Annotated in this window: 31 protein-coding genes; 26 read left to right on the top strand and 5 right to left on the bottom strand. The window is 33.7% G+C overall.

Translation table 11 applies throughout. The features are described from left to right. The first annotated feature begins 5 nt into the window (after positions 1 to 5). The 11 genes from rpsE (at position 6) to rplQ (ending at position 6053) form a co-directional block, all read left to right on the top strand. Complete coding sequence (rpsE, locus tag MTP08_RS01420; RefSeq protein ID WP_209389996.1) at positions 6 to 527, top strand: 30S ribosomal protein S5; 522 nt, start codon at positions 6 to 8, stop codon at positions 525 to 527. Between the two features lie 11 nt (positions 528 to 538). After that, positions 539 to 715: a 50S ribosomal protein L30 gene (rpmD, locus tag MTP08_RS01425; protein ID WP_007839493.1), complete on the top strand. Its 177-nt coding sequence runs from the start codon at positions 539 to 541 to the stop codon at positions 713 to 715. Positions 716 to 790: 75 nt separating this feature from the next. Further along, a complete protein-coding gene (gene rplO / locus MTP08_RS01430) occupies positions 791 to 1240 on the top strand; it encodes a 50S ribosomal protein L15 (protein WP_143884923.1) in 450 nt (149 codons plus the stop codon). A gap of 9 nt (positions 1241 to 1249) precedes the next feature. Next, on the top strand, positions 1250 to 2629 hold the full coding sequence (gene secY, locus MTP08_RS01435; RefSeq protein ID WP_243576752.1) for a preprotein translocase subunit SecY: 1380 nt from the start codon (positions 1250 to 1252) through the stop codon (positions 2627 to 2629). 3 nt (positions 2630 to 2632) lie between these two features. Beyond that, the gene (gene infA / locus MTP08_RS01440; RefSeq protein WP_029297754.1) at positions 2633 to 2848 is read left to right on the top strand and encodes a translation initiation factor IF-1; all 216 of its coding nucleotides are present in this window, start codon (positions 2633 to 2635) and stop codon (positions 2846 to 2848) included. 111 nt (positions 2849 to 2959) lie between these two features. Next, a complete protein-coding gene (rpmJ, locus tag MTP08_RS01445) occupies positions 2960 to 3076 on the top strand; it encodes a 50S ribosomal protein L36 (RefSeq protein WP_007839480.1) in 117 nt (38 codons plus the stop codon). A 9-nt stretch (positions 3077 to 3085) separates the two neighbouring features. Then, a complete protein-coding gene (gene rpsM / locus MTP08_RS01450) occupies positions 3086 to 3463 on the top strand; it encodes a 30S ribosomal protein S13 (RefSeq protein ID WP_076444023.1) in 378 nt (125 codons plus the stop codon). A 12-nt stretch (positions 3464 to 3475) separates the two neighbouring features. Then, positions 3476 to 3865 (top strand): 30S ribosomal protein S11, encoded by a 390-nt coding sequence (rpsK, locus tag MTP08_RS01455; protein ID WP_048504755.1) that lies wholly within the window; start codon positions 3476 to 3478, stop codon positions 3863 to 3865. A 19-nt stretch (positions 3866 to 3884) separates the two neighbouring features. Further along, positions 3885 to 4493 (top strand): 30S ribosomal protein S4, encoded by a 609-nt coding sequence (rpsD, locus tag MTP08_RS01460; RefSeq protein WP_209389994.1) that lies wholly within the window; start codon positions 3885 to 3887, stop codon positions 4491 to 4493. A gap of 33 nt (positions 4494 to 4526) precedes the next feature. Beyond that, positions 4527 to 5522 (top strand): DNA-directed RNA polymerase subunit alpha, encoded by a 996-nt coding sequence (locus MTP08_RS01465; protein ID WP_243576753.1) that lies wholly within the window; start codon positions 4527 to 4529, stop codon positions 5520 to 5522. A gap of 6 nt (positions 5523 to 5528) precedes the next feature. Continuing rightward, a complete protein-coding gene (gene rplQ / locus MTP08_RS01470) occupies positions 5529 to 6053 on the top strand; it encodes a 50S ribosomal protein L17 (protein WP_209389992.1) in 525 nt (174 codons plus the stop codon). A 58-nt stretch (positions 6054 to 6111) separates the two neighbouring features. Here the strand turns inward: rplQ and MTP08_RS01475 are convergent, their stop codons facing one another. Further along, a complete protein-coding gene (locus MTP08_RS01475; RefSeq protein ID WP_243576754.1) occupies positions 6112 to 6537 on the bottom strand; it encodes a hypothetical protein in 426 nt (141 codons plus the stop codon). A gap of 229 nt (positions 6538 to 6766) precedes the next feature. On the opposite strand from MTP08_RS01475, the gene eno reads away from it, so the two are divergent. The 3 genes from eno (at position 6767) to MTP08_RS01490 (ending at position 12032) form a co-directional block, all read left to right on the top strand. Next, positions 6767 to 8059: a phosphopyruvate hydratase gene (gene eno, locus MTP08_RS01480; protein ID WP_243576755.1), complete on the top strand. Its 1293-nt coding sequence runs from the start codon at positions 6767 to 6769 to the stop codon at positions 8057 to 8059. Between the two features lie 91 nt (positions 8060 to 8150). Continuing rightward, positions 8151 to 9437 (top strand): citrate synthase, encoded by a 1287-nt coding sequence (locus tag MTP08_RS01485; RefSeq protein ID WP_243576756.1) that lies wholly within the window; start codon positions 8151 to 8153, stop codon positions 9435 to 9437. A 348-nt stretch (positions 9438 to 9785) separates the two neighbouring features. Next, positions 9786 to 12032: a TonB-dependent receptor domain-containing protein gene (locus MTP08_RS01490; protein WP_243576757.1), complete on the top strand. Its 2247-nt coding sequence runs from the start codon at positions 9786 to 9788 to the stop codon at positions 12030 to 12032. Positions 12033 to 12054: 22 nt separating this feature from the next. On the opposite strand, the gene MTP08_RS01495 is transcribed toward MTP08_RS01490, so the two are convergent. Genes MTP08_RS01495 through MTP08_RS01505 form a run of 3 tightly spaced genes read right to left on the bottom strand, consistent with a single transcriptional unit; the run spans position 12055 to position 14829 of the window. Beyond that, positions 12055 to 12789 (bottom strand): tRNA1(Val) (adenine(37)-N6)-methyltransferase, encoded by a 735-nt coding sequence (locus tag MTP08_RS01495; RefSeq protein ID WP_243576758.1) that lies wholly within the window; start codon positions 12787 to 12789, stop codon positions 12055 to 12057. Further along, positions 12789 to 14243: a sensor histidine kinase gene (locus MTP08_RS01500; protein WP_243576759.1), complete on the bottom strand. Its 1455-nt coding sequence runs from the start codon at positions 14241 to 14243 to the stop codon at positions 12789 to 12791. Before MTP08_RS01500 ends, MTP08_RS01495 begins: the two co-directional genes overlap by 1 nt. Continuing rightward, positions 14233 to 14829, bottom strand: coding sequence for a riboflavin synthase (locus MTP08_RS01505; protein WP_243576760.1), 597 nt, complete (start codon positions 14827 to 14829; stop codon positions 14233 to 14235). The genes MTP08_RS01500 and MTP08_RS01505 overlap by 11 nt, the downstream gene beginning before the upstream one ends. A 48-nt stretch (positions 14830 to 14877) precedes the next feature. Between MTP08_RS01505 and pdxA the strand changes: the two genes are divergently transcribed. From pdxA to MTP08_RS01550, 9 genes are all read left to right on the top strand, one after another. After that, positions 14878 to 15969: a 4-hydroxythreonine-4-phosphate dehydrogenase PdxA gene (pdxA, locus tag MTP08_RS01510; protein WP_209390548.1), complete on the top strand. Its 1092-nt coding sequence runs from the start codon at positions 14878 to 14880 to the stop codon at positions 15967 to 15969. A 71-nt stretch (positions 15970 to 16040) separates the two neighbouring features. After that, positions 16041 to 16565 carry a YceD family protein gene (locus MTP08_RS01515; RefSeq protein ID WP_243576761.1) on the top strand — a complete coding sequence of 175 codons (525 nt, stop codon included), beginning with the start codon at positions 16041 to 16043 and terminating at the stop codon, positions 16563 to 16565. A 59-nt stretch (positions 16566 to 16624) separates the two neighbouring features. Next, positions 16625 to 16828 (top strand): 50S ribosomal protein L32, encoded by a 204-nt coding sequence (gene rpmF / locus MTP08_RS01520; RefSeq protein ID WP_243576762.1) that lies wholly within the window; start codon positions 16625 to 16627, stop codon positions 16826 to 16828. A gap of 126 nt (positions 16829 to 16954) precedes the next feature. Continuing rightward, on the top strand, positions 16955 to 17434 hold the full coding sequence (accB, locus tag MTP08_RS01525) for an acetyl-CoA carboxylase biotin carboxyl carrier protein (protein ID WP_243576763.1): 480 nt from the start codon (positions 16955 to 16957) through the stop codon (positions 17432 to 17434). Positions 17435 to 17532: 98 nt separating this feature from the next. Beyond that, complete coding sequence (accC, locus tag MTP08_RS01530; protein ID WP_209390544.1) at positions 17533 to 18888, top strand: acetyl-CoA carboxylase biotin carboxylase subunit; 1356 nt, start codon at positions 17533 to 17535, stop codon at positions 18886 to 18888. A gap of 242 nt (positions 18889 to 19130) precedes the next feature. After that, the gene (rocD, locus tag MTP08_RS01535) at positions 19131 to 20381 is read left to right on the top strand and encodes an ornithine--oxo-acid transaminase (protein ID WP_243576764.1); all 1251 of its coding nucleotides are present in this window, start codon (positions 19131 to 19133) and stop codon (positions 20379 to 20381) included. Positions 20382 to 20505: 124 nt separating this feature from the next. Beyond that, on the top strand, positions 20506 to 21264 hold the full coding sequence (locus MTP08_RS01540; protein WP_243576765.1) for a glycosyltransferase family 2 protein: 759 nt from the start codon (positions 20506 to 20508) through the stop codon (positions 21262 to 21264). A gap of 68 nt (positions 21265 to 21332) precedes the next feature. Beyond that, entirely contained in the window at positions 21333 to 22094 is a 762-nt protein-coding gene (locus tag MTP08_RS01545) for a glycosyltransferase family 2 protein (protein WP_243576766.1), read from the top strand. Further along, positions 22091 to 22834, top strand: coding sequence for a polysaccharide deacetylase family protein (locus MTP08_RS01550; protein WP_243576767.1), 744 nt, complete (start codon positions 22091 to 22093; stop codon positions 22832 to 22834). The genes MTP08_RS01545 and MTP08_RS01550 overlap by 4 nt, the downstream gene beginning before the upstream one ends. On the opposite strand, the gene MTP08_RS01555 is transcribed toward MTP08_RS01550, so the two are convergent. Further along, on the bottom strand, positions 22831 to 23907 hold the full coding sequence (locus MTP08_RS01555) for a glycosyltransferase family 4 protein (protein WP_243576768.1): 1077 nt from the start codon (positions 23905 to 23907) through the stop codon (positions 22831 to 22833). The genes MTP08_RS01550 and MTP08_RS01555 overlap by 4 nt on opposite strands. A gap of 62 nt (positions 23908 to 23969) precedes the next feature. Between MTP08_RS01555 and MTP08_RS01560 the strand changes: the two genes are divergently transcribed. From MTP08_RS01560 to MTP08_RS01570, 3 genes are read left to right on the top strand one after another with little or no spacing between them, the layout of a single operon-like run. Then, the gene (locus MTP08_RS01560; protein WP_243576769.1) at positions 23970 to 24947 is read left to right on the top strand and encodes a glycosyltransferase family protein; all 978 of its coding nucleotides are present in this window, start codon (positions 23970 to 23972) and stop codon (positions 24945 to 24947) included. Next, positions 24948 to 26135: a glycosyltransferase family 4 protein gene (locus tag MTP08_RS01565; protein ID WP_243576770.1), complete on the top strand. Its 1188-nt coding sequence runs from the start codon at positions 24948 to 24950 to the stop codon at positions 26133 to 26135. It abuts the gene before it with no gap. Then, positions 26132 to 26539, top strand: a complete 408-nt coding sequence (locus tag MTP08_RS01570; protein ID WP_243576771.1) for a sugar 3,4-ketoisomerase — start codon at positions 26132 to 26134, stop codon at positions 26537 to 26539. Before MTP08_RS01565 ends, MTP08_RS01570 begins: the two co-directional genes overlap by 4 nt. Positions 26540 to 26574: the final 35 nt, after the last annotated feature.

Raw genomic sequence — 26574 nt, forward strand, 5'->3', positions numbered from 1 at the left:
GAAATATGTTAGGACTAGATAATATAGAAAGAGTAAAACCGGGAGGATTAGAACTTAAAGATCGTCTCGTAGCTGTTAACAGAGTAACAAAAGTAACAAAAGGAGGTAGAGCTTTCGGATTTTCTGCTATTGTTGTAGTAGGAGACGAAGCTGGTACTATCGGTTTTGGTTTAGGAAAATCTAAGGAAGTTGCTTCTGCTATTGCTAAAGCGGTAGAAGATGCTAAGAAAAACTTAGTGAAAGTTCCTGTAATGAACCACAGTATCCCTCACCAAACTACTGCTAGATATGGTGGTGCAGATATCTTTTTGAGACCAGCTTCTCACGGTACAGGGCTTATCGCCGGTGGTGCTGTAAGAGCGGTACTAGAATCTGCTGGTATTCACGATATTCTTTCAAAATCTAAAGGATCTTCAAACCCTCACAACGTAGTGAAAGCTACTTTCAAAGCGTTATTGGATATCAGAAGACCTGAAGAAATTGCTAGAATGAGAGGAGTTTCTTTAACTAAAGTGTTTAACGGTTAATATTTAAAACAATGGCAACAATTAAAGTAAAGCAAGTAAGAAGCGCTATTGGTAGAACAAAAACCCAAAAGAGAACGCTTGAAGCATTAGGATTTAAGAAACTTCACCAAGTTGTAGAACATGAAGCGACTCCTTCTATTTTAGGAATGATAGCTGCAGTAAGTCACTTACTTGAAGTTCAGAAATAATTAAAAAATTAAATGATTAAGGAATTGAGATTTACTTAATTTCTTAATCTTTAAATCTTTAAATCAAATACTACAATGAATTTAAATAATATAAAACCAGCTGCAGGTTCTACATTCAATTCTAAGAGAATTGGTAGAGGACAAGGTAGTGGTAAAGGTGGTACTTCTACAAAAGGTCACAAAGGTCAGAAAGCTAGAGCTGGTTATTCTCAGAAAATCGGTTTCGAAGGTGGACAGATGCCTTTGCAAAGAAGATTACCTAAATTCGGTTTCAAAAACGTAAACAGAAAAGAATTCAGAGCAATCAATCTAGACAGTATTCAAACTTTAATTGAAAATAAATCTATCACTGGAGATATTACAAAAGAAGTTTTGGTACAAAACGGATTAGCTTCTAAAAATGAATTAGTGAAAATTATGGGTAGAGGAGAATTGAAATCTGCGGTTTCAATTTCTGCTGACAAATTCACTAAATCTGCTGAAGAATTAATTTCTAAAGCAGGTGGGAAAGCAATTACCTTATAATAATTACTAATGAAAGAATTTATACAAACCCTTAAGAATATTTGGAGCCTTAAAGAACTTAGAGATAAAATTCTCTTTACTTTGGGTATTATCCTTGTGTATAGATTCGCATCTTATATCTCTCTACCTGCAATTAACCTTGCAGAAGTGGGAGATCTCTTAGAGCATTATAAAAGTCAGGGCGGTAACAAGCAAGGAGCAGGTCTCCTTGGCTTGCTTTCGTCGTTTACGGGAGGGGCTTTCAGCCACGCTTCTGTAATGGCGTTAGGGATTATGCCTTATATTTCTGCTTCTATTATTGTTCAGTTGATGGGGATGGCTATTCCTTATCTTCAGAAACTTCAGAAAGACGGAGAATCAGGAAGAAATACCCTTAATCAGATTACCAGATGGTTAACAATTGGCGTTTGTCTTGTACAAGCTCCTTCTTATTTGGGATCTATTACAGGATTATTTTTACCTTATGCTCAGTTCCAGTCTGCTTATCTTATAGATCCTAATTCGATTATGTTTTGGTTACCAAGTATTGTAATCTTGGTTGCAGGATCTGTATTTGCAATGTGGCTTGGTGAAAAAATTACAGACAAAGGTATCGGTAACGGTATCTCCATCCTAATTATGGTGGGTATTTTGTCTAGATTACCAGAAGCATTTGTACAGGAAGTAGCAGTACAGAACGGAAAAGGAGGATTAGGTTCTATCATGATTCTTGTTGAAGTAATATTCTGGATGTTGGTGGTTCTTTTAGCAGTAGTGTTATCTGTTGCGGTAAGAAAAATTCCTATTCAGTACGTAAGCAGAGCTCAAGCGAGAGGAGGTGTAAACAGAAATCTTATGCAGGGTGCAAGACAGTGGATTCCGTTAAAAGTAAATGCAGCCGGTGTAATGCCGATTATCTTTGCACAAGCATTAATGTTTGTTCCAGGATTGCTTACTAAATTTGACGAATCTAACACTTTCCTTGCAGGTTTTAAAAATGTATTCAGCTGGCAATACAATGTATTGTTTGCTTTATTAATTATTATCTTCTCGTTTTTCTATACTGCAATTACAATTCCGGTAAACCAAATGGCCGACGATCTTAAGAGAAATGGTGGTTTGGTACCTAAAGTAAGACCAGGTAAAGAAACGGCAGATTACCTTGATGATATTTTATCAAAAATTACCTTGCCAGGTGCGATTTTTTTATCTATCTTTGCAGTCCTTCCGGCAATAGTGCATGGAAGTCTTGTTCAGACAGATGCGTTTGCCCTGTTCTTCGGAGGTACATCGTTGTTAATTATGGTTGGAGTAGTACTCGATACTGTTCAACAGATTAATACTTATCTGCTGAATCATCATTATGATGGCTTAATGCAGTCTAAATTATCAAGATCGACTGGATATTAATTTATGGCAAAACAAAAACATATTGAGCAGGATGGCGTAATTACGGAAGCTCTTTCCAACGCCCAGTTTCGTGTAGAGTTAGAGAATGGGCATGTGCTTATTGCTCATATTTCTGGTAAGATGCGTATGCATTACATTAAACTGTTACCTGGAGATAAGGTAAAATTAGAAATGTCTCCTTACGATCTATCAAAAGGGAGAATTACATTTAGATACTAAAAAACAAGTGCCAAATGGATTCTTATGTTTCCATTTGGCTATTGTTGAAAATAAATACTAAAAATAAGATGTAACAATCTTATATGTTAGTAAAAAAATAAATACTATCAAATGAAAGTTAGAGCATCAATTAAAAAAAGAAGTGCTGATTGCAAAATCGTTCGCAGAAAAGGCGTTCTATTTGTAATCAACAAGAAAAACCCAAAATTTAAACAAAGACAAGGCTAAAATTAAATTATGGCGAGAATTTCAGGTATTGATTTACCAAAAAACAAAAGAGGCGTTATCGGTTTAACTTACATCTACGGAATCGGAAGAAGTACATCTTCTGAAATCCTTAAAGCTGCCGGTATCAGCGAAGACAAGAAAGTCAACGAATGGAATGACGATGAATTGGCTGCAATCAGAACATACATCTCTGAAAACATTAAAGTAGAAGGAGAATTAAGATCTGAAGTGCAATTGAACATCAAGAGATTGATGGACATAGGATGCCAACGAGGAATACGTCACAGACTAGGATTACCTTTAAGAGGCCAGAGAACGAAAAACAACTCTAGAACCCGTAAAGGAAAGAGAAAAACAGTTGCTAACAAGAAAAAGGCAAGTAAATAATCGTTAGGAATTATGGCAAAACAGACAAAAGTAGTTAAAAAAAGAAAAGTAAAAGTTGAGGCTATTGGTGAAGCGCATATCCAAGCTTCTTTCAATAACATCATCATTTCTTTAACAAATAAAAACGGAGAGGTTATCTCTTGGGCTTCTGCCGGTAAAATGGGTTTCAGAGGTTCTAAAAAGAATACTCCATTCGCTGCTCAAATGGCAGCAGAAAATTGCTCTGCTGTAGCTCACGAAGCTGGTCTTAGAAGAGTAAAGGTGTACGTGAAAGGTCCAGGTGCAGGTAGAGAATCTGCTATCAGAACTATTCACAATTCAGGTATTGAAGTTAGCGAAATCATTGATGTGACTCCTATGCCACACAATGGATGTAGACCACCGAAAAGAAGAAGAGTTTAATTTTTAGAATTTACCCATTATGGCAAGATATATTGGACCTAAAACTAAGATTGCTAGAAAGTTTGGTGCTGCAATCTACGGAGATGATAAAAACTTCGAAAAAAGAAAAAACCAACCGCCAGGACAACACGGTCCTAACAAAAGAAGAGGTGCTAAAAAATCGGAATATGCAGTTCAGTTAGCTGAAAAGCAAAAAGCTAAATATACTTACGGTATTTTAGAAAGACAATTTTCTAACCTTTTCGAAAAAGCACACAGAAGTAAAGGTGTAACCGGTGAAGTTCTTTTGCAACTTTGCGAATCTAGACTAGATAACGTAGTTTACAGATTAGGTTTTGCTAAAACAAGAGCAGGAGCAAGACAATTGGTTTCTCACAGACACATTACTGTAAACGGTGAAATTCTAAACATTCCATCTTATTTAGTAAAAGCGGGAGATGTAATCACAGTAAGAGAAAAATCTAAATCTTTAGAAGTTGTTGCTGATGCTTTGGCTTCAAAAGCAAACTACGAGTGGTTACAATTCAACGACGAGAAGAAAGAAGGTACTTTCATTTCTGCTCCAGAAAGAATCCAAATCCCGGAAGACATCAAGGAACAGTTGATCGTCGAACTTTACTCTAAATAATTTTTTAATCAAATTTTTGCTCAACCCAATAATATGGCAATTTTACAATTCATAAAACCCGATAAAGTAATCCTACTTAACTCTGATGAATTTAAAGGTCAATTCGAATTCAGACCTCTAGAACCAGGTTTCGGGCTTACAATCGGTAATGCTTTGAGAAGAGTGTTGCTTTCTTCTCTGGAAGGATACGCTATTTCATCTATCAAAATAGAAGGTGTAGAGCACGAATTTTCAACTATCCCGGGAGTAATTGAAGACGTTACTGAAATTATTCTTAACCTTAAGCAGGTAAGACTTAAAGCTACAGCAGAAAACCAAGCTTCTGAGCAGGTTGTTGCTAAAGTTTCAGGTAAAACTGCTATTACTGCTGGAGATTTAGGACAGTCAATCAACGGATTTGAAATTTTGAATCCAGAATTATTGATCTGTAATCTAAACTCTGATGTTACTTTTGAAATTACGTTTAATATAGAAAAGGGAAGAGGATACGTTCCTTCTGAACAAAATAAGTCTAACAATGCTCCTGTAGGAACTATTGCTATCGACTCTATCTTTACGCCGATTAAAAAAGTACAGTATAGTATTGAAAATTACCGTGTAGAGCAAAAAACAGACTACGAAAAACTTGTATTAGATATAGAAACTGATGGGTCTATTAGCCCACAGAATGCTTTAACTGAAGCTTCTAAGATATTAATTTATCACTTCATGTTGTTCTCTGATGAAAGAATTACTCTAGAAACTGAAGCTGTAAAAGCATCTATCCAGTACGATGAAGAAACTCTTCATACAAGACAATTACTTAAGTCTAAATTAGCAGATATGGATCTTTCTGTAAGAGCCCTTAACTGTCTTAAAGCAGCTGAAGTAGAAACTCTTGGAGAATTGGTTTCTTACAGTAAGTCTGATTTGATGAAATTCAGAAATTTTGGTAAAAAATCTTTGACAGAACTAGAAGAATTGGTGCATTCAAAAGGTCTTAACTTCGGTTTCGACGTTGCAAAATATAAATTAGACGCTGATAAATAATTAATAATGAGACACGGTAAAAAATTCAATCACTTAGGAAGAACGGCTTCTCACAGAAGTGCTTTGCTTTCTAATATGGCTTGTTCTCTAATTGAGCATAAAAGAATCAACACTACTGTTGCTAAAGCGAAAGCTTTGAGAGTATACGTTGAACCTCTATTAACTAAAGCAAAAGAAGATACTACACACAATAGAAGAACAGTTTTCTCTTATCTTCAGAATAAAGAAGCAGTTACTGAATTGTTCAGAACTGTAGCTCCAAAAATCGCTGAAAGAAACGGTGGTTATACGAGAATCATCAAGACTGGTTTCAGACCTGGTGATGCTGCAGATACAGCTTTAATAGAGTTAGTAGATTTCAACGAACTTTACAACCCTAATGCTGAAGAGAAAAAGACTACAAGAAGAAGCAGAAGATCTACAACAGCTAAAAAAGAAGCTGTAGTTGCTGAAGCTCCTGTAGTAGAAGAAAAAGCTGCTGAGCCAACTGCTGAAGCTGCTGATTCTACAGAGGAAAAAACTGAAGAATAATAATTATTCTCAGACATATAAAAAAACCGTTCAGAATTCTGAACGGTTTTTTTGTGCTTTATAATCTTGTTTTCACCAACTGTATAACATTATCTCCTTGGCGTATAACCAAACTGTCTCCTTTTACAGTTGCTTTCATATCTTCCTTTTCATAAACCGTTTCATTAGGTTTTGCTTCTGCTTTTTTTAGAATGAAAGTTTTATTATTACTTCTTATCGAAACATTTCTGTCATCTGGATTGTAATCGAAAATTACTTTTACCGGACTGCCGTCTGTTGCTTGGTAAACATAATCGGTCTTAATAGATTTATTTCCTTTTATATCCGTATTGTATCCTACAGTAGAATCTACCTCTCCGTTGTCTGCAAGTACAGTTTCTTGAGAATTATCTTTTTTGATTACCGCTTTGTTTCCTTCTTTTTTACATGATACAAAAGTTATAGTAAACAAGGCAATCATTGAAATATTGATTACTTTTTTCATGAATATATAATTATTAATAGTGAATTTTAAAATTTTTCTAAATGTATTAAAATCAAAAATAATTGATGTAATAATTTTAACTAACTAAACAATAGTTTAATTTTTATTGAATTTTTACATTCAGAAATTAACGAATATTTAACTACTAAATATGTTTAATAAAGTTAATGAATTCATGATAAAATTCAAAAAATCATTAAATTTGTCTAAACTATTAAAAAAAATTAAGATGAGTTACATTTCTTACATAGAAGCGAGACAAATTTTGGATTCAAGAGGAAATCCTACAGTAGAAGTAGATGTTTTTACGGAAAGTGGAGCAATGGGGCGTGCCGCTGTACCTTCAGGAGCATCAACCGGAGAACATGAAGCAGTAGAATTGCGTGATGGCGGTTCAGATTGGATGGGTAAAGGAGTTTCTAAAGCTGTGGAGAATGTAAGAGAAGTTATTGCTCCGGAATTGGTAGGACTTCCTGTTTTCGATCAAAACTTAATCGATCAGATTATGATAGATTTGGATGGATCAAATAATAAAGGAAACTTAGGAGCAAATGCAATCCTTGGAGTTTCTTTAGCTGCTGCAAAAGCTGCTGCAACAGAATTAAGATTGCCTTTATACAAGTATGTTGGAGGTGTGAATGCCAATACTCTTCCGGTTCCTATGATGAACGTTATCAACGGTGGTTCTCACTCAGATGCGCCAATCGCTTTCCAAGAATTTATGGTAATGCCGGTAGAAGCAGACTCTTTTTCTCACGCATTAAGAAAAGGAACTGAGATTTTCCATAATCTTAAATCTATTCTTCATTCGAGAGGGCTTTCTACTGCAGTTGGTGACGAAGGTGGTTTTGCTCCGACTTTCGCAGGAACAGAAGATGCTCTGGATACTTTATTACAGGCAATTGAAAAAGCGGGTTACAAACCGGGTGATGATGTAATGATAGCACTAGACTGCGCTGCTTCAGAATTTTATAAGGATGGAATTTATGATTACAGAAAATTCCAGACTGCGGATGCACCTCAGTTTTCTAGAAGCGAGCAGGTTTCTTACTTAGCAGAATTGGCAAATAAATATCCAATTATTTCTATTGAAGATGGTATGCAGGAAGACGATTGGGAAGGTTGGAAGATGTTAACAGAAAAAATCGGCGACAGAGTACAATTGGTTGGAGACGATTTATTTGTAACTAATGTAGAAAGATTATCAAGAGGAGTAAAAGAAGGTATTGCAAATTCAATTTTGGTAAAAGTTAACCAAATCGGTTCTCTTTCTGAGACTATGGATGCAGTACAAATGGCTCAACATAACAAGTATACTTCTGTAATGTCTCACAGATCTGGTGAAACTGAAGATTCTACTATTGCAGATTTAGCGGTAGCAATGAATTGCGGACAGATTAAAACGGGTTCTGCTTCAAGATCAGACAGAATGGCAAAATACAATCAGTTACTAAGAATTGAAGAGGCTTTAGGTGAAACTGCAGTTTTTCCTGGGTTAGATGCTTTTAAAATCAAAAGATAATTCATTGAATTTATAAATAACGGCAAGCGAAATTTTTTGTTTGCCGTATTTTATAATAAATAGTATATTTAGAAAAAAAATAAATTAAATAATGTCAGACAACAAAGTTATATTGAATTACGAAGGTAATTCATATGAGTATCCAATCGTGGATAGTACAATCGGAGACAGAGGAATAGATATTTCTAAATTAAGAGACCAAACGGGTCTTATTACTCTAGATTTAGGGTATAAAAATACTGGTGCAACCATTAGTGAGATTACTTACCTAGATGGTGACCAAGGAGAACTATTCTACAGAGGTTATCCAATTGAACAAATCGCTGAAAAGTCTAATTTTACAGAAGTAATGTATCTTTTACTTCACGGTGAATTGCCTACAGCAGATCAATTTCTTACATTCGATTCGAATATTAAAAAATATAATTTCGTTGCAGAAGAGATGAAGAAGATTATTGATGCCTTCCCTCGTTCTGCTCACCCAATGGGAGTTTTATCTTCTTTAACTTCAGCTTTAACAGCTTTTAACCCTAAAGCGGTTAACGTTAATTCTAAGGAAGAAATGGATCATGCTGCGGAATTAATGATTGCTAAATTTTCTCATCTTTGTGCTTGGACTTACAGAAAAACACAAGGTTTACCATTAAACCACGGAGATAATAGTTTAAGCTATGTAGAAAATTTCTACAAAATGACTTTCAGAATGCCTAATCAGGAATTCGAAATTGATCCGGTTGTTGTAAGTGCATTAGATAAACTTTTAATTCTTCATGCAGACCACGAACAAAACTGTTCTACTTCTACAGTAAGAATGGTAGGTTCTGCTCATACAGGTCTTTTCGCTTCTGTTTCTGCGGGTGTTTCTGCACTTTGGGGGCCTCTTCACGGTGGTGCAAACCAAGCAGTAATTGAAATGCTTGAATTGATTGAAAAAGATGGTGGAGATGTTAATAAATGGGTGGCTAAAGCTAAAGACAAAAATGACAGCTTCCGTTTGATGGGATTCGGGCACAGAGTATATAAAAACTTTGATCCTAGAGCAAAAATCATTAAAAAAGCTGCTGATGATATTCTTAATGCATTAGGAATTCACGATAAAGCTTTAGATATTGCTATGCAGTTGGAAAAAGTTGCTCTTGAAGACGAATATTTCGTAGAAAGAAAATTATATCCAAACGTAGATTTCTATTCTGGAATTATCTACAGAGCATTAGGAATTCCTACAGAAATGTTTACAGTAATGTTTGCATTGGGAAGACTTCCTGGATGGATTTCTCAGTGGAAAGAAATGAGACTGAAAGGAGATCCTATCGGAAGACCAAGACAGGTATATCAAGGAGCTCAAAAAAGAGATTATATTGATATCGCTAACAGATAAGATTAACTTCATATTGATTAAAATCCCAAAGTTTTCAAAGCTTTGGGATTTTTTTTTTTGCAATTTTTTTATTTTTTTTCTCAAGTTCTGTAACAAATCTGTCAAATTTATTGTCTTATAAAGTATAAGAAGCATTTGATTGTTTAAAATATTTAAAATTTAATTAATTTTAAATCAATATGTTATTCAAGCAACAAAAATATTTACACTACTTTGTATTGCATGATACTAAAAAATTAATATATCTTTGCAATGTAAAATATTAACAAATACAAGCTTCTGATAACTCATCGGTGATGATGTCCAAATTATCTTAAGAAAAAGAAAAAATTAAAAACAAAATCTAATATGAAAACTCAATTACTAATAGCTGCCATTTTTTTTAGTGGATTTACATTTGCCCAACAGAAAAAAACAGACTCTTTAAAAACAAAGAAAATAGATGAAGTTGTAATTAAAAAACAAGTATTCAAAAAACAAAGCGACCGTTTTGTTTACGATGTTGCAGCTTCTCCCATTGCAAAAGGGAATACAACATTTGATGTTTTGAAGCAAACACCGCTTGTTTCTACAACAGATGATAAAACCTTGAAAATTGCAGGAAAAAATAATGCTCAGATTTTTATCAACGGAAGAAAATCTAATATGGATGCAGAATCTCTTGTACAATTTCTGAAAAACACTCCGGCAGAAAATATTCAGAAAATAGAAGTAATTACGGTTCCGGGAAGTGAATTTCAGGTTGAATCTTCTGAAGGGATCATTAATATCGTTCTGAAAAAGAAAATGAGCGACGGTCTCAATGGAAACATGAGAATGGCAAATTATCAAAATAAGTTTAACGGAAGTTCTGCCAGTTTCTCTTTAAATTACAGAAAAGATAAATTGGGAATAAGTGCTAATCTAAGCGGAAGCGACAATATTCAGGCACAGAAATATACTCTAAAAAACGGTACAAATTTAATTCAGAACCAATCTGTAGGAGAAATGAACGATCCTAATAAAAATTTGGGAGGTTATCTGAATTTAGATTATCAACTCAATGACAAAAGTAATTTGGCTTTGTCTTGGAACAGTTGGGCAAACAGAAGTTATAATTCTACTGCAGATTTGCTGAATACACTAAAAATGTTCGATGAAGACGGAGTTTTAAAAAGTACAGAACTTACAAAATCGCAAAACCTGAAAAATTCTAGATCATATAACAATTCTTTCAATTTGAATTATGAACTTAAAACGGATTCTTTAGGAAGTAAATTAAATTTGAATGCAGCATACCTTAATTACAGAAAGTTTCAAAACGCAGAGAACAAAACTTTAGGAACGGCTACCAACGGAAATTTCAATCTTTATCGCCAATATGTATTGCAGGAAATTCCGCAGATTATCAATAATTTTTCAGGAATGGCAGATTACATCAAAAAGTTTCAGAAAGATTTTACCGTTTCACTGGGCGGAAGTTTCAATTCTACCAAAACAGATAACGATACCAAGAATTTCTTTGATTATTACGACAGTAACGGAAATTTAGTAAAATCTAAACCGGATCTCAACCATTTTATTTACGACGAAAAAATTTATGGTGCTTATCTTACTTTTGATAAGAAATTTTCAGAAAAACTTTCAGGAAAAATTGGTGCGAGATATGAAATCACGAAAAGTATGGGAAGTTCAGAGGTTCCCGGACAAACAATGCAGGAATTCGAAAGAAATTATAACAATTTGTTACCTTATTTGAGCCTAAATTATGCAATAAATGATAAAAATAACATTTCGTATGCTTTCTCCAGCAGAATGAGAAGACCAAGTTTTTGGGAACTTAATCCTGTGAAAAATATTTTAACTCAGGACAATTATACTCAGAATAATCCATTTGTTAAAGCCTCTACTAATTATAATCAGGAATTAACATACATGTTCAAAAATTCTTACTTTTTGGTGTTAAATCATTCATATATAAAAGATGTTATCACTCAGGTTCCTCTTCAGAGAAACATTGTAAGAGACGGTATTACATACAGACAACTTGCTTACATAAGAACTAATTTTGGCGACAGACAGGAAATGTCTGCCATGTTGGGAATGCAGAAATCATTTTTCAAGCAATATCTCACTACAAATTTTAATGTTGGGATGCAGCATAATATCAATAACGGAATGCTTAATACAGATCCTACAACTGGGGAAGTTTTCGATACCTACATCAACAACATCAATTCTACAAGTTTAGTGATTCAGGCTAATAATACGGTTCGTCTCGATAAAAAGAAAACCTGGTTTTTAGGAATTAACTATTTTTTCATAGATAAACAGCAAATTGAATTAGGAATGCTTAAAAATCTAATGAGTTTGGATATGAGTTTAAAAAAGAACTGGAACGACTGGACTTTTGCGCTCAACGTAACGGATATTCTCAACACCAATATTGTAGAAATTACAGATAACCAAACTAGCGGAAACTACAATTATATTCATCAAAACAGATACAACAGAGGCGGAAGTTTAAGCATAACTTACAGTTTTGGAAATCAGAAAGTGAAAAAAGTAAGGGATATTGAAGGCGCTTCGGATGGTATTAAAAGTAGAACGAAATAAACACAATCATTCTTCATATATTTTATTTTGTATTGAGACCTGTCGGGAAATCGGCGGGTTTCTTTTTTTCGAAAACATGAAAATCTTTAGTTAGTTCAAGGTACTGATCGGAGTATTTTCTAGGACTCTCTTCTATAATAAAATCAAATTCTGTTAATGCTTGTTTTTTTAAAGAAAACTCCAGAATAAGTCTTTTTATTTTTGAATGGGCAATTCCGCGAATATTTATTTTTCGGATTAAATACAGATGATTTTCTGAAGCAGTTTTTATAAAATGAGCACCAGATTCTTCCGGAATAATCACCGATAAAATTCCTTCCGGATTTAAAATTTCTGCAGATTTTGTAATGATTTGTTTGAAATTTAATTCTACAGTTTGTCTGGCAATTTTGTCTTTTTCCGATTCGGAAGCTTCAAAATAAGGAGGATTAGAAACAATTAAATCGAATTTTTCTTCAGTTTTAAAGCTTTTAAAATCTTGAAGGGTATTTTTTAATCGTTCCGAAAAAGGAGAATTTTTAAAATTAATTTGGGTAAGAAGTACGGCATCTTCATTAATATCAATGCCTGAAATTTCAGCATTTATTCTGCGTTGTGCCAACATAAGAGAAATGAGTCCTGTTCCGGTACCAACTTCCAAAACTTTGGATGCATTATTTACATTCGCTAACGCTCCGAGAAGCACTCCGTCTGTTCCTACCCGGAAAACGTGTTGAGATTGCGCAATTTCAAACTCTTTAAAACGAAAAGGTTTCATTATAGATTAGTTGGTAAAGTAATGGTGAAAGTTGTGCCTTTACCTACTTCAGATTTTACAGAAATTTCTCCTTTGTAATCTTCTACCATCTTACGAACCATAGAAAGCCCAAGTCCCATTCCGCTGTTTTTTGAGGTGAAATTAGGCTCGAAAATTCTTTCGAACATATCTTCCGGAATGCCAATTCCGTTGTCCTGAACAGAAATAATCACTCTTCTTTGGTGCTGTTCGAGATCTACATTGATGATAAGCTCTCTTTCATCACTTACTGCCTGTTTTGCATTGGTTACAAGATTGGTAATTATTCTGGAAAGAAAAACCTTATCAATCGTCATCATGATATTGTTTTTATTCGCATGAATAAATATCTGGTCGTCATTAAAAACCCTTAAAATATCTTCAACTTCTGCGTTAAGATTAATCGTTTCATTGTTTTTCTCGGGAAGTTTTGCAAATTCTGAAAAGGCAGAAGCAACCGTAGCAATTACATCGATCTGGTCTACCATTGTTTTGCTCATCTGCTTTACTCTTTCTCTTACGTTTGGATCTTCAGGATCAAATTTTCTTTCAAAATTCTGAATGGTAAGCTTCATGGGTGTTAAAGGGTTTTTTACCTCATGAGCAACCTGTTTTGCCATTTCTCGCCATGCTTCTTCGGATGCTTTAAAGCGTAATCTTTCTTTCTGATCCTGAATTTGAAGAATCATTCTGTTATAAGCACGGGCTAAAGCGTTCAACTCGTCGTTTTTATAGTATTTAATAGGACGCATTTCGTTTTCAAACAGGGTAATTCTTGTAATCATGTCAGAAAACTTAGTAATATTTTTAGCCAGATTATTAGAAGTAACCCAACTTAGCCAAATGCTGAACATGATGATTAAAAGATCAACAATCAAAATATACATGACATATTTATGAAGCACATTAAGATAAGCAGATTCATTATGATATAAGGGAATATAAACAATACCGATGGGCTCTAAAACATTGTTTTTCAGAACCAGATAAGATGAAGTGTAAACCGCATCTTTAGACTCGTCGAAATCTCGGATGTCGTATCTTGCTCCGTCGGATAAAATCTTATTAATGATGCTCAGCGGAACTTTTTTTCTTAAAACAGCATCATTGTCTTTATTGGAGAGAATATAATTTCCTTTCAGGTCGTATATTGCAATGTCATGCTGGTTAATATCCGAAATTTCGAATATTTTATTTTTTAATACAGTTTGTAAATCTTTAGTCTGAAGGGTAGATGAACTTACTGCATAATCTAAAAACCGTATTACAGCATTGGTTTTTTCCTGCATATCTATTTTGCTTTGCTGAAGTGCATTATTACGCAAAACAAAGTAAGGAACCAGAGAAGAGGCAGCTACACTCAAAAGACATACAAGAAGAAAACCGAAAAAAACTCGGTTTCTCAAACTGTATCCTTTATAAAGATTAAAAGCCATTCTGCCTATTAATTAATTTTGAAATGTATTTGCCGATAATATCGAATTCAAGATTCACTTTATCTCCTACCTGAAGTGTATTCATATTGGTAAATTCCCATGTATAAGGGATAATGGCAACAGAAAACCTGAAATCTTCACTTTTGGCAACTGTTAAACTAATACCGTTCATTGTAATAGAACCTTGAGGAACTGTTACAAAATTACCTTCAGAATCATATTCTACTGTAACAAAATAACTGCCATCTTTGTTTTCGATGTCAATAATTTTTCCGGTTTTGTCTACATGTCCCTGTACAATATGGCCGTCAAGACGTCCGTTCATAATCATGCATCGTTCAAGATTAACAACGCTTCCTTCCTGCCATTTTCCGAGATTGGTTTTTTCTAAAGTTTCGAGAATTGCTGTAACGGTATAAAAATGATCTTTAATATCTACTACCGTGAGGCAACAGCCGTTATGAGCCAGACTTTGGTCTATTTTTAATTCCTGTGTGAAGGGGCAACTTAGTGTAAAATCTATATTTGTTCCGTTCTGTTGTATTTTTTCAACAATACCTACTGCTTCAATAATGCCTGTGAACATATTATTTTTGCTAAATTTGTAAAATTATAATCTTCAAAGATAATCAAAATGAACCCAAAAAACCATACAGTAAGAGTAGGAATTTCAATTGGTGATTTTAACGGTATCGGTCCGGAAATCATCATGAAATGTCTGAAAGACAAAACGATTACAGATTTTTTCACTCCTGTTATTTTTGGTTCAGGGAAGTTGTTTACATACCAAAAAAATATTTTCAAGCTCAATTTAAACTTTAATTACATTACAGAAGCTTCTCAGGCACAGGCAGGAAAGCTGAATATGGTAAATCTTACCAAAGAAAATGTTAATGTAGAATTGGGCAAACCTACAGAAGAGTCTACAAAAATGGCTATTGATTCTCTTGAAGCTGCAACAGAAGCTTTAATGAAAGGAGAAATAGATGTTTTGGTAACGGCACCCATCAACAAAGATGAAATGGTGAAAATGGGTTTTAAACATGCGGGTCACACAGGTTATTTTGAAGAGAAATTCAATAAAAAAGGATTGATGTTTTTGGTAACTGAAGATCTTAAAGTAGCGGTTTCTACACATCATATTCCTCTTTCTGCAGTTGCTGAAAATATATCTAAAGAGAAAATAAAGAAACAGATTAGAATTCTTAACCAAACTTTAATAGAAGATTTTTCTGTAAGAAGACCGAAAATCGCTGTTTTGGGACTCAATCCGCATTCGGGAGATGGCGGAGTAATCGGGAAGGAAGAAATAGAAATTATTTCACCAACAATTAAAGAATTATCGGATCAAGGGATTTTAACATTCGGACCTTTTCCGGCCGATAGCTTTTTTCAGCCCGAAAAATATAAAAACTATGATGCTGTATTAGCCATGTATCACGATCAGGGGCTTGCTCCTTTCAAAACGTTGGCGTATGAAGAGGGAGTGAATTATACCGCTGGATTGCCTTTTGTAAGAACTTCACCAGATCATGGTACCGCTTATGATATTGCCGGCAAAAATATTGCGAACGAACAAAGTTTTATGGAAGCTATTTTTACGGCGATAAAAATTTTTAATAATAGAAATGATTATAAAGATTTAATGAGCAATAGACTGCAGCCAAGAAGAGTACCTTCGGATAATGGTGTGGATGAAGATCTTCCTGTAGAATCAGAAATCTAAGATTTGAGATAATTTGTTTTGAAAATTATTTGTAATATTAAAAAAAATGCATATTTTTGCACACTCATTTTATGGACAAGTTAAGAAACTATGACATAAGCTTTTCTGGATTGAAACCAGGAAAACACGAGTTCAAATTTGAGATAGATAAAGCGTTCTTTCAATTATTTGACACTGAGCAGGAATTTACAAATCCTAAAATATCAGTAGATGTTTTGCTTAATAAGCATACTACTTTTTTAGAATTTGAGATTAAGGTGATGGGTACTGTAGATTTAGTTTGTGATATTTCAAGCGAGAATTTCAGCTATCCGATAGAAAACCAAATAGATATTTTGGTAAAGTTTGGAGAAGAATATGATGATAGCGAAGAAGATGTAATCACTATTCCTTCCAATGATCATGCTTTTAATGTGGCGCAGCTCATATATGAAAACGTAGCATTGGCAATTCCAATGAAAAAAATATCACCCAACCTAAGTGATGAAGATTTAAAGATTCTCGAAAAATTCAGTCCGAAAGACACTGAAGAGAATGAAGAACCAAAAAGTGACCCAAGATGGGATGCTCTTAAAAATTTAAAGAATAAAAATTAAATAGTTTAATGATGGGATGATGAATCTCATCGCTCATCAATTAAAAAAGTTATTAGAAAATGGCACATCCAAAGAGAAGACAGTCGTCTACAAGAAGAGATAAGAGAAGAACTCAATACAAAGCTGTAGTTCCTCAATTAGCAAAAGATGCTACAACAGGTGAGATGCACCTTTACCACAGAGCTCACTGGCATGAAGGAAAATTATACTACAGAGGTAAAGTAGTATTAGAAAAAGAAGTAGCAACTACTGAAGAAAACTAAGAGCTAAATTTCGCCGAAATAAGCTCGTTTTATACAAAAACCGCTCGATTTTTATAAAATTTAGCGGTTTTTTGTTGTTTTTTGTTGTTTTTTGTTATCTTTGGCAGCAAATCAAATATCAATTTTATGGACATTAAAGACATACAGAATCTTATTAAGTTTGTGTCTAAAGCTGAAGTTTCAGAAGTAAAATATAAAACAAAAGATTTCGAAATTACGATTAAAACTCCACTTGGAGGCAATGAAATGAGTTATGTTGCACAACCGGCAATGTATCAGGCAGCGCCTCAACAAGCTGCACCGGCTCCAGTTGCTGCTCCTGTAGCTTCTGCGGAAAAAACTGAAGCAGCAACTGATGACAGCAAGTTTGTGACAATTAAATCTCCGATGATCGGAACTTTCTACAGAAAACCATCTCCGGATAAAGACGTATTCGTAAATGTAGGTGATGAAGTTTCCAACGGAAAAGTAGTTTGTGTAATCGAAGCAATGAAGTTATTCAACCAAATCGAATCTGAAGTAAGCGGGAAAATCGTTAAAATTTTAGTAGACGATGCAACTCCTGTAGAATACGATCAGCCATTATTCTTAGTAGACCCATCTTAGTTAGAAATTAGGTGTTAGACATTAGATGTTAGACAAAATTCTACATTCAAATAACATTAATCTAATTTTCAAATTATCTAATTTTCAATTTTAAGAAGATGTTCAAAAAAATATTAATAGCCAATCGTGGCGAAATTGCAATGCGTATTCTGCGTACTTGTAAAGAAATGGGAATCAAAACGGTAGCCGTATATTCTACAGCAGACAAAGACAGTCTTCACGTAAGATTTGCAGATGAGGCTGTTTGTATTGGTCCTGCAATGAGCAAAGATTCCTATCTGAAAATCCCTAACATTATTGCTGCGGCAGAAATTACCAATGCAGATGCCATTCACCCAGGTTACGGATTTTTATCAGAAAATGCCAACTTCTCTAGAATCTGCCAGAAAAACGGAATCAAATTTATCGGTGCTTCTCCTGAGCAAATCGAAAAAATGGGAGATAAAGCCAATGCCAAAGCTACTATGAAAGCGGCAGGGGTACCTTGTGTACCGGGTTCTGACGGATTAATTGAATCTTACGAACACGCTGCAAAAATTGCTGAAGAAACAGGCTATCCGGTAATGATTAAAGCAACTGCAGGTGGTGGCGGAAAAGGGATGAGAGCAGTTTGGAAAGCCGAAGACCTAAAAGATCACTGGGAATCTGCTATTCAGGAAGCTGTTGCAGCTTTCGGAAACGGAGGAATGTACATGGAAAAATTGATTGAGGAGCCAAGACATATTGAAATTCAGGTTGCAGGAGATCAATTTGGTAAAGCCTGTCACCTTTCTGAAAGAGATTGTTCTGTGCAGAGAAGAAATCAGAAATTAACAGAAGAAACACCTTCTCCGTTTATGACGGATGAACTACGTGAGAAAATGGGTGAAGCAGCAGTGAAAGCAGCAGAATTTATCGGGTATGAAGGGGTTGGAACTATTGAATTTCTTGTTGATAAGCACAGAAATTTTTATTTCATGGAAATGAACACCAGAATTCAGGTGGAGCATCCAATTACAGAGCAGGTTATTGATTATGACTTGATCAGAGAACAAATTCTTTTGGCAGCCGGAACGCCTATTTCAGGAATCAATCATTATCCGAAATTACATTCAATAGAATGCAGAATTAACGCAGAAGATCCGTATGCTGATTTCAGACCATCACCAGGAAAAATCACAGGATTAAATATCCCAGGAGGACACGGAATCCGTGTTGATACTCACGTTTATTCTGGTTATACAATTCCGTCTAACTACGATTCTATGATTGCCAAATTAATTACTACGGCTCAAACCCGTGAAGAGGCAATTGCAAAAATGAAACGAGCATTGGAAGAATTCTACGTGGAAGGTGTAAAAACAACCATTCCTTTCCACAGACAGTTGATGGAAGATGAAAGATACCTTTCAGGAGATTACACTACAAAATTCATGGAAGATTTTGTAATGGATAGAAAATATGATAATCATTAAGATTATTTAAACATATCTAAAACCGTCTTTTTTAAGGCGGTTTTTCATTTCAATACATTATGATTTTCATAATTCAAATACGAAATAAGATATAAACACTAAAAGTGAAGTGATGTTTGCTAAATATCTTCCGAATTACTCATTAATTCTTTAAGGACATTCTGTATGTTACGTTTAAACAGAAATATTTTGCTTTAATCAAGTTATTTATAATGTTTAAATTTGTGGAAAACCTACAATATATGTCAACAGCAGAACAAACAAAAAACTCACAGTATTTTATTGAACTTGAAGAAAAATATGGTGCACACAATTATCATCCGCTTCCGGTGGTTTTAGATAAAGGCGAAGGTGTTTTTGTTTGGGATGTTGAAGGGAAGAAATATTATGATTTTCTTTCCGCTTATTCTGCGGTAAACCAAGGTCATTCTCACCCGAAAATTGTTGATGCATTGATTGCACAGGCTAAAAAACTGGCTTTAACTTCCAGAGCTTTTTACAATTCAAATTTAGGAGAATACGAGAAAAAGATCACTACTTTATTCGGTTTTGATAAAGTTTTACCAATGAATTCCGGAGCCGAAGCGGTGGAAACTGCCGTAAAATTAGCAAGAAAATGGAGCTATGAAGTAAAAGGAATCTCTGAAAACGCAGCGAAAATAATTGTTTGCGAAAACAACTTTCACGGAAGAACAACGACGATTGTTTCTTTTTCTAATGATCCGGATGCAAACCAAAATTATGGACCTTTTACTCCGGGTTTTATTAAAATTCCATACAATGATATTTCGGCTTTAGAAGAAGTTTTAAAAAATGATGCTCAAAATATTGCAGCATTCCTTGTTGAACCTATTCAGGGTGAAGCTGGAGTATATGTTCCGGATGAAAATTTCCTGAAAAAAGCTTCAGAATTATGTAAGAAATACAATGTTCTTTTTATCGCAGATGAAGTTCAGACGGGAATTGCGAGAACAGGAAAGTTAATTGCTTGTCATCATGAAAATGTTCAGCCAGATATTTTAATTTTAGGAAAAGCACTTTCTGGGGGAATGTATCCTGTTTCTGCCGTTTTGGCCAATGATGAAATTATGAACGTGATTAAGCCCGGACAACACGGTTCTACTTTTGGGGGAAATCCAATTGCGTGTGCTGTTGCCATTGCTGCTTTAGATGTTGTGGAGGAAGAAAAATTATCAGAAAAAGCCGAGGAATTAGGAAAATTATTCCGATTTGAAATTGAAAAAGTGATTGAGAAAAGTGATTTAATTACGAAAGTTCGTGGTAAAGGTCTTTTAAATGCAATTTTAATTAATGATACGCCTGAAAGTTCTACTGCATGGAATATTTGTTTGCAGTTAAAAGAAAACGGTCTTTTAGCCAAGCCAACACACGGAAATATTATCAGACTGGCGCCGCCATTGGTAATTACGGAGGAACAGCTGTTAGACTGCGTAAAGATTATCGAGAGAACAATACTTAATTTTAAGAAATAAAATATTTTTTGTAAAAAAATAGCACTCTATTTCAGGGTGTTATTTTTTTTCTGTAAAATCCAACAAACGATTGATTAACTTTTGCCTGTTTTTTGTATCTAACGTTTTTCAAGAAGTGTGAAATATGAAAGATTCGAAAATTAGCGCATTACTCATTGTATTCAATGAAGAGAAAAACATTGAAGAAGCATTAAAAACTGTTGAATTTGCAGATGAAATAATTGTTTTAGATTCCTTTAGTACAGATAGTACAGTAGAAATTATAAAAACTAAATTTCCTAAAGTTCAGCTTTATCAAAATAAATTTGAAGATTTTACAAAACAGCGAAATCTTTGTATTTCTTACGCCAAAAGCGAATGGATTTTATTTTTAGATGCCGATGAACGCATTACTCCCGAACTTAAAAATGATATTCTGAAAGAAATAAAAAAACCGGTTACCCAAAAAGCTTATTTTTTTAAAAGAAAATTCTTTTTCAAGGGCGAAAAGGTTAATTATTCTGGAACTCAAAATGATAAAAATATTCGTCTTTTCAAACGAGAAGTTGCTCATTATGATGAACATAAAAGAGTACATGAAGGATTAGACTCCGTAGAAAATCCCGGTGTTCTGGAACATTATCTCTTGCATTATTCATTCGATTCTTACGAAAGTTATCATGATAAGGTAATTCATTATTCTAAGTTAAAAGCAAAAGATCTGTATGAGAAGAAAATTAAGTACAGACTAATTAAGCAACTCTCAAAAAGTATATTTAATTTTTTTAAAATGTATATTCTTAAATTGGGTATTCTTGATGGCAGAAAGGGAATCACATTATCTTATTTAAGTGCTTTAAGCTCATTCAAAACCTATGAATTTCTGAAGAAAGAATATGCATAATGATTATCTTGGGATTACGTTTATAATCTGGAAATAAACTGTATTTTTGCACAGTAACTTATATTTTTATGAGGCTTTCTGTAGCAATTATTACTTTTAACGAGGATAGAATCATCCAAAAAAATCTTGAAGCAGTTCAGGATTTGGCAGATGAAATCGTTATAATCGACAGCTTTTCCACAGATGCTACAGAAGAGATTTGCAGAAAATTTCCCAAAGTAAAATTTATACAGCATCAGTTTGAAGGTTTTGGAAAACAGAAAAATTTCGCCATCAGTCAATGTTCAGGGGACTGGATTCTGTTTTTGGATGCCGATGAAATTCCTGATGAAACAGCGAAAAATTCCATAAAAAATATCGTTGCAGAAAGTAATCCTAAGTTTTTGGTTTATAATATTGCATTCAATAATATATTTCTAGGGAAAACTTTAAAGTATGGAGGTTGGGGAAACACCAAAAGAGAGCGTTTTTTCAAGAAAAATGCAGGAAAGTATTCTGAAGATATCGTTCATGAATGTTTTATTACGTCTGAACCTGTAGGATTGCTTACCGGGAAGCTCAATCATTACACGTACAAAGATATTCATCACCATATCGAGAAATCTAATAAATATACTTCGATGATGGCAGAAAAGATGTATAGAAAAGGGAAACGATCTAGTATTTTCAAGATTTTGTTCAATCCCTTTTTTCAGTTTATTAAGTCTTACATTATCAGACTGGGCTTTTTGGATGGTTTGGTAGGATATTATGCGGCTAATACGGCAGCGTTTTATACTTTTCTCAAATACAAGAAACTGTACGAACTTCATAATGTGAAAAAACAATGATTCTGAATTTTATAAAAGGAATTTTCGGAATTTCTTCCCCCTCAGATCTCAGAATTTTAATGTATCATCAGGTTTCGCCTGAAAAAAATGAAGCAAGAAACGAACTTGATATTTCTGTAATAAAGCTGGAAGAACAACTTAAATATATCTCTCAAAATTTTGAAACTATCTTTTTTAAAGAGCTTGAAGCAAAGAGAGAGGTTAAAAAAAAGCTCATTATTACCTTTGATGACGGATATTACAATAATCTTGTCTATTTAGTTCCGCTTCTTAAAAAATATAAACTGAAAGCTTCGATTGGTATTCCTACAAAACTTATTGAGAAAGATCTTGAAAAAATCCCCGGGCTTTACATGAGTTTTGACCAAATAAAATCTTTGCCGGAAGAGCATGTAGAAATTGTGCTGCACAGCCACAACCATCACAATTATGCCGAAATGAGCCTTGCTGATGCAGAAAGAGATATTGACGAAAATATTACCACGCTGGAAAAACATCACATCCCTTTTTCGCGGGTTTTGGTTTATCCATATGGTAAATTTCCCAAAAAGGATGTTCAGAAAAAAATGTTTTTTAAGCTTTTGGAAAAGAAAGGTATTTTTGCGGCCTTACGAATAGGAAATAATCTCACCTCTTTCCCCTGGAAAAATAAATATGAAGTAAAACGAATCAATATTGAAAGCAGTGACAGCTTTGCCACATTCAGAAAAAAACTTCGGTTTGGAAAAATTAAGTTTTAGGAAAGCATTTTAGCATACAGTTTTTCGTAAGCCTCAGCCATCTTTTTATAACCAAATCCCAAAGCTCGTTTGTGAAGCATCTCGGGCATTTCTGCATCACTGTTATATTGGTTTATACCGTTCAGGTAAATTTCATTCATTTTTTCGGCATCGAAATCATCAAAATAAAATGCAAGGTTACCGCCAATCTCAGGAAGACTTGTCAATCTGCTCAAAAAAACCGGTTTCCCGAAGTACATTGCTTCTACAGGCGGAATTCCGAAACCTTCTGCCAAAGAAGGATGACAGTATCCCTCACAATTTTTCAGGAGAAAATATTTTTCTTCGTTACTTACATTTTCCAGAATATAAACCCTTTTTTCAAGATTTAAATCTTTAATTTTAGCTAAGAACTGATCTTTATAATCAGATTTTGATCCGGAGGTAATTACAACCAAATCCCGATCGTTTTTAGCAATCATATCTAATAAAACCTGCTGATTTTTTTTCGGAAAAAGAACGCCAATCGTGAGAATAAATTTTTTACTGATAAAATCAAACTTATGGGGAAAATTAATTATATCATCATCAGGAAACTGCAGTCCGTTATAGATTACTTCTATTTCTACATCTTTTTTAAGATTGAAAAGTGGTTTATTCTTAATAAAATCTTTCTTTACAAATTCTGAAATACAGACAATTGCATCTGCATTTCCTATATTTTTCTGCACCAGCTTTTTTGATTTGTTAATCTTTCTGTTAGAGCTCTGGTCGTGAAGAAAATTAAGATCATGAAGGGTTACAATTTTTTTTTGCCCTGCTCTTTTATGATGGAAATAATCTGAAAGCTGATGCGTAGTATGGATGAGATTGAATTTCTTTGTGCTAATTGCAATTTTCTTCTGCCAGAATTTCCATGGAATGATGTGGAATTTCTGTTGCATTTGGGGAATATTCTTTTCGGGACCATAAAAAGAAAAGTCAAAATCAGATTTAAGCTCATTAAAACCTTTAATCAGAGAAAAACATACATTGGCAATGCCAGATTTGGGGTATTTTAAACGTTCTACATCTATCAGAATTCTCTTTTTCATATCAATAAAATGACTTTGACCAAAAATATACATTTAAAGTTTAAAATCTTTATTTTTGTTTTATGAAAATTTGTTTAATCAGTTTCGATTTCTGGCATTACGATGAGCATATTGTCGCAAGGCTCAAAGAAAAAGGCGTAGATGCTCACCACATCAATATTGGCGCGTATACGCACAAAAATTTTGGAGCAAGATTAAAAAATACTTTCAGCAAAGTTTTTTTAGGAAAAAATCTGAAATACCAAAACCGGCAAAACTTCATTATTGACTCTCTTAAAAAGATTGGAAAACAAGATCAGATTCTGGTAATTAACCCGGAAGCAATAGAAGAACGTACTCACGAGGTGATCCGCAGTTATACAGAAAGAAATATTGCTTACCTTTATGACAGTATGCGTAGAAATCCTGCAGAGCATATACTTCATTTTTTTGATGCTGTTTTTTCGTTTGATTATGAAGATGTTAAAAAATATGGTTTCAAAAAGATTAATAATTACAATTATCTGCCCTATGATCCCGTAGAAAATCAAAATCCGGAATTGGATCTTTTCTACATTACTTCTTATGACAAAACGAGAATTAAAAGACTGAAAAAGCTTTGTGAAAATATTAAAAATTCGGGAATAAAATTCAGAGCTGTTATTGCAGGAAAAAAAAGCTGGAAGAAGCAACTTTTGCAGATTTTCAATAAAAAATATAGCAGAAATTTGGTTTTCAGAAGAAAAAATATCCCTCAAAAGCAACTTCCGGAATATTACAGAAAATCCAAAGCTATTCTTGATCTTCAGCGTGATGCACAGACCGGACTAAGCTTCAGGGTTTTTGAATCTATGGCTCTGGAAAAAAAATATATTACAGACAATCAGGATATTAAAAAATATGATTTTTATAATCCTGCAAATATCCTGATTTTGAACAGCGATTTTTCCAATGTAGAGAAATCATTCTTCGATAATCCATACGAAAAACTTCCTGCTGAAATTTACTATAAATATACGCTGGATCATTGGGTGACTATTGTTTTTAATTTAGACAAGTAAATGAAGAAAATTAAAAGAGTACTTATTGTAACAAAGGAATATAAGTGTTCTCTCAATCCGAAAGTTGGTGGGACAGGAGTTTTTTATAAAAATCTTTCTACGGAATTAGTCAGTAGAGGTGTAGAAGTTAATGTGTTTTTAATTTCTAAAAAGCAATTTGATATTCTAGAAGATGGGGTTAATATATACTCTATAAAAGATATTTTTAAGTCGAATCCTATTCTTGAACTTTTGAGATCCTTAACCGGTAAAGTGAATTTTCTTGAGAAATTACATGATAAAATTTATTTAACTGAAAAGAAAATAATTTCAAGGAAAATAAAAAACTGGATTCAAAAAAACAATTTGGTTTTTGATATTGCGGAAACACATGATTTTGATGGTTTAGCACTTTCAATCCCCAAGTCTTTACCTTATGTAATCCGATGTCATGGTTCATGGTCTGTTCTGGAAAAATATTTTGGATATAAAAAAGTACACAAAGGGCGAATATTTTGTGAAAAATTAGCTTTCGAAAAGTCTAAGAACATTATATGCATTTCAAAGTATAATGAAAAAATCAATAAAAGCCTGTTTTCAATTAAAAATCCTAGGTTAATTTATAACGGTATTGATGTAAACTTTTACAAACCATTTCCAAAGCCTAATATCATCCCCAAATCGGTTTTTTATTTTGGAAATGTTTCTTATGAAAAGGGTGCAAATACGATTATTGATTCATTTTTAATTGTTAAAAAAAAATATCCAAATTCGACTTTGCATTTTGTTGGTAATCCTAATCAATACGAAACTTTTATTTCTCAAAAAATTAATGAGTTAGAAATAAAAAAATCAATTATTTTTCATGGGAATAAAAATGGGACAGAAGCTGTTGGGCTTCTTAATCGGGCAGAAGTGGTTTGTTTCCCTTCAAAAGGTGAAAATTTTAGCTTATCTTTGTTAGAAGTAATGGCAATGCAAAAGCCTGTTGTTTGTTCGTCAATAGATTCTTTTAAAGAGATTATTGAAGATTCTGTAAATGGATTAATTGCTAAAGGAGATAATTTTCATGAAGAAATTGATTTAATTTTTAATGATGAAGCATTAAAAAATAAAATATCATTAAATGCCAGAAAACTAATAGAAACCGAATTTGGTATAGATAAAATGATCTCCGAAACTATTGATTTTTATAAAGAAATTATATGAAAGATTATACAAAACCATTCCTAATAGAATTTCCTAAAATTGGAGGTTCAGCCTTGGGATATATTTCTGTGGCAGAGAATGAAAACCTTCCTTTTGTGCCGAAAAGATTGTATTGGACTTATTTTACACCGGAAGAAGTAGAAAGAGGAGGACATTCTCATTACGATTTGCAGCAGATACTTATCGCTGTTGCAGGAAGAATTCAGGTAACAACAGAGTTGGTGAATGGAGATAAAGAAACGTTTCTTTTGGATAAGCCTAATGTAGGACTTTATATTCCCAAAATGTGTTGGAGGGATATGAAATACACCCATAATGCGGTACAAATCTGTATTGCAAGTATTGAATATGATGAAAAAGATTATATCAGAGATTATTCTGAATTTTTAAAACATGGACGCTAGAGAGCAAATAGAAAATTTAGAAATACAGCTTGTCT

It is taken from the genome of Chryseobacterium oryzae (genome assembly GCF_022811665.1).
Taxonomy (GTDB): domain Bacteria; phylum Bacteroidota; class Bacteroidia; order Flavobacteriales; family Weeksellaceae; genus Chryseobacterium; species Chryseobacterium oryzae.